We start from the raw sequence: 1,944 nt of genomic DNA on the forward strand, positions 1-1,944 counted from the left end.
CATTTTTCACCGAAAAGTATGCAAAAAAGTCCTGCGTGACACCGCAAATCTCAATAGGTCCTTATACTCAAAGGAATCACAACAAGAACGGGACTATCTTTCTATGCGAAAGAGCGTTTATATGTGCTGAAATTGAGAAAGATTCTTAATCTCCTTGATTTTAACGGGTTTCGCATTTTCACTAAGCAAGACTATAGTCCTTCATACCGTATTTTCAAAATTGAATATGCGATTCTTGGCGTTTCCTGACCGACAAACACCGAAAAAGACCGCAACGCTAAAGTTGTGGCCTTTTCGCTTTGTCATATTCGGCAATTAGGGATCTATACATATAGAAACATCCTTTTTTGCGAGGTGCTCCCATGAGATATCGTTATCCCTGGTTTTACGTGTATCCGTATGAGGTACGCCGTCCGCCCGCTCCTGCCAACAATATTGATACCTTTATCCGTTCAGCGAGGCAGGCCGCAGGGATATTTGCGGATGCCCAGCTCGTTCTCGGCCGCATTGCGGGCTCGCGGGAGCTCTCGCGCCGCATTCTGACGGCAGCCGAGCAGTCCGATAAACAAACCATAAAGCGCCTGATCAAACAAATGGGCGTCCGGCATGAAGTGGATACGGTCTTTAATCCCGACGGCATCTATATCAGCCTTATCGGAACGCAAAGCCGAATGATTCTTGCTTTGCGGTGGTCAGAGGACCGCAATCATTTTGCGTCCATAAGATTATGACACCATTCCAGAGCCTCAAGATAACATTCATACGCTTCTTCTTTGTCGAGTTGATTGCCTAATTCTGAGCAAGTGTCCCAGTTGTTGCTTTCAATTAATTTCACAAGCTCAAGCATTTGGTAGTAGTCGTTTTGATCGCCTAATAATGCTTGCCCGACTTCATCTTTTAAAGGCAATTCTTGAACAATTTCCTCTATTTCTCTATGCAGGAGGGTGTCTATGAGAGAAAACATTCCGATCAGCATATAAGAAGCAGGCTGCGGCCGGGATGTCTTTCTCGCCAGCAGTTCGCAAAGCTTTGCTCTTATCAAAGAAATCTTAATGATTTCGTGCTTGCTGGAATGCCCTTTCCTGCTTAAATCCTTAAAGGAAAGAATATATATCCACCGTTTGATTTCATTAAATCCCAGCAGCATAATGGCCTGTTGAATGCTTTCAATTTTCTGGCTCAAACGGCTGTGGGATGAGTTTAAAAATTTTAAAATTTGATAGGACAGTGATAAATCCCGCTCTATGTACTCTGTCACACGCTTTATGTTAGGCTGCTCTTTACTCAGTTCGTTAAGCAGTTCATAGTAAGAATAGAAATGAGTCGATAGGTCATGCCCGCTGATGATGCGCGGCTCGCTGAAAAAGTAGCCTTGGAATAATTGAAAGCCGTCTTGGACCGCCTGTTTATATTCTTTTCGGGTCTCTACTTTTTCCGCTAAAAAAATCAGGCTGCGGCAGCCGTAGGTTTGCAAAATTGTTCTGCGTTCCATTCGTGTTGTTTTGAGAAAATCAATTTTCAATATATCAATATAGCTCATGAGTTTTTCCAGTAAGTCCTCATCTTGCGGGTTTATTGCATAAAAATCATCAAGCGCCAGCATATACCCCATTTTTTTCAATTCTTTGCATCTAGAAATGAGGGCCGGCGTGATCGGTATATCTTCAAGGATTTCAATGACAAGCTGTTTCGGATTGAAGGAGGTGGGAAGATTCGAAAACATCAGGCTTTCCGTAAAATTAACAAAACAGCGTTTCCCTTCCGTCAGCTTCTCAATTCCGATGTTTAAAAAGCTGTTGATCACCAAATCTGTTGTTGCCTGATCGCCGTCTTTAGCACTATACACGTTCTCTTCGCTTTCTCTATACAGCAGTTCATAAGCAACAACCTGTTCTTTTCTATTAAAAATAGGCTGTCTTGCAACAAACACCCTCATTGATTTAT

At 42.6% G+C, this 1,944-nt stretch carries 3 protein-coding genes; 2 read left to right on the top strand and 1 reads right to left on the bottom strand.

Going from position 1 to position 1,944, the window contains the following annotated elements; genetic code table 11:
• The first annotated feature begins 123 nt into the window (after window positions 1-123).
• Window positions 124-249, top strand: coding sequence for a hypothetical protein (locus RAC86_RS38245; RefSeq protein WP_003228793.1), 126 nt, complete (start codon window positions 124-126; stop codon window positions 247-249).
• Window positions 250-362: 113 nt separating this feature from the next.
• Entirely contained in the window at window positions 363-731 is a 369-nt protein-coding gene (locus tag RAC86_RS38250) for a YuzC family spore coat inner layer protein (RefSeq protein WP_116315920.1), read from the top strand.
• Here RAC86_RS38250 and pdeH read toward each other — a convergent pair.
• Window positions 707-1,936: a cyclic di-GMP phosphodiesterase gene (gene pdeH, locus RAC86_RS38255; RefSeq protein ID WP_377886911.1), complete on the bottom strand. Its 1,230-nt coding sequence runs from the start codon at window positions 1,934-1,936 to the stop codon at window positions 707-709. The genes RAC86_RS38250 and pdeH overlap by 25 nt on opposite strands.
• Window positions 1,937-1,944: the final 8 nt, after the last annotated feature.

The sequence above is a fragment of the Bacillus sp. LR_5 genome (assembly GCF_042709275.1).

Coding starts and splice junctions, on each gene's coding strand:
- RAC86_RS38250 (WP_116315920.1), top strand. CDS start 363: ATGAGATATCGTTATCCCTGGTTTTACGTGTATCCGTATGAGGTACGC.
- pdeH (WP_377886911.1), bottom strand. CDS start 1,936: ATGAGGGTGTTTGTTGCAAGACAGCCTATTTTTAATAGAAAAGAACAG.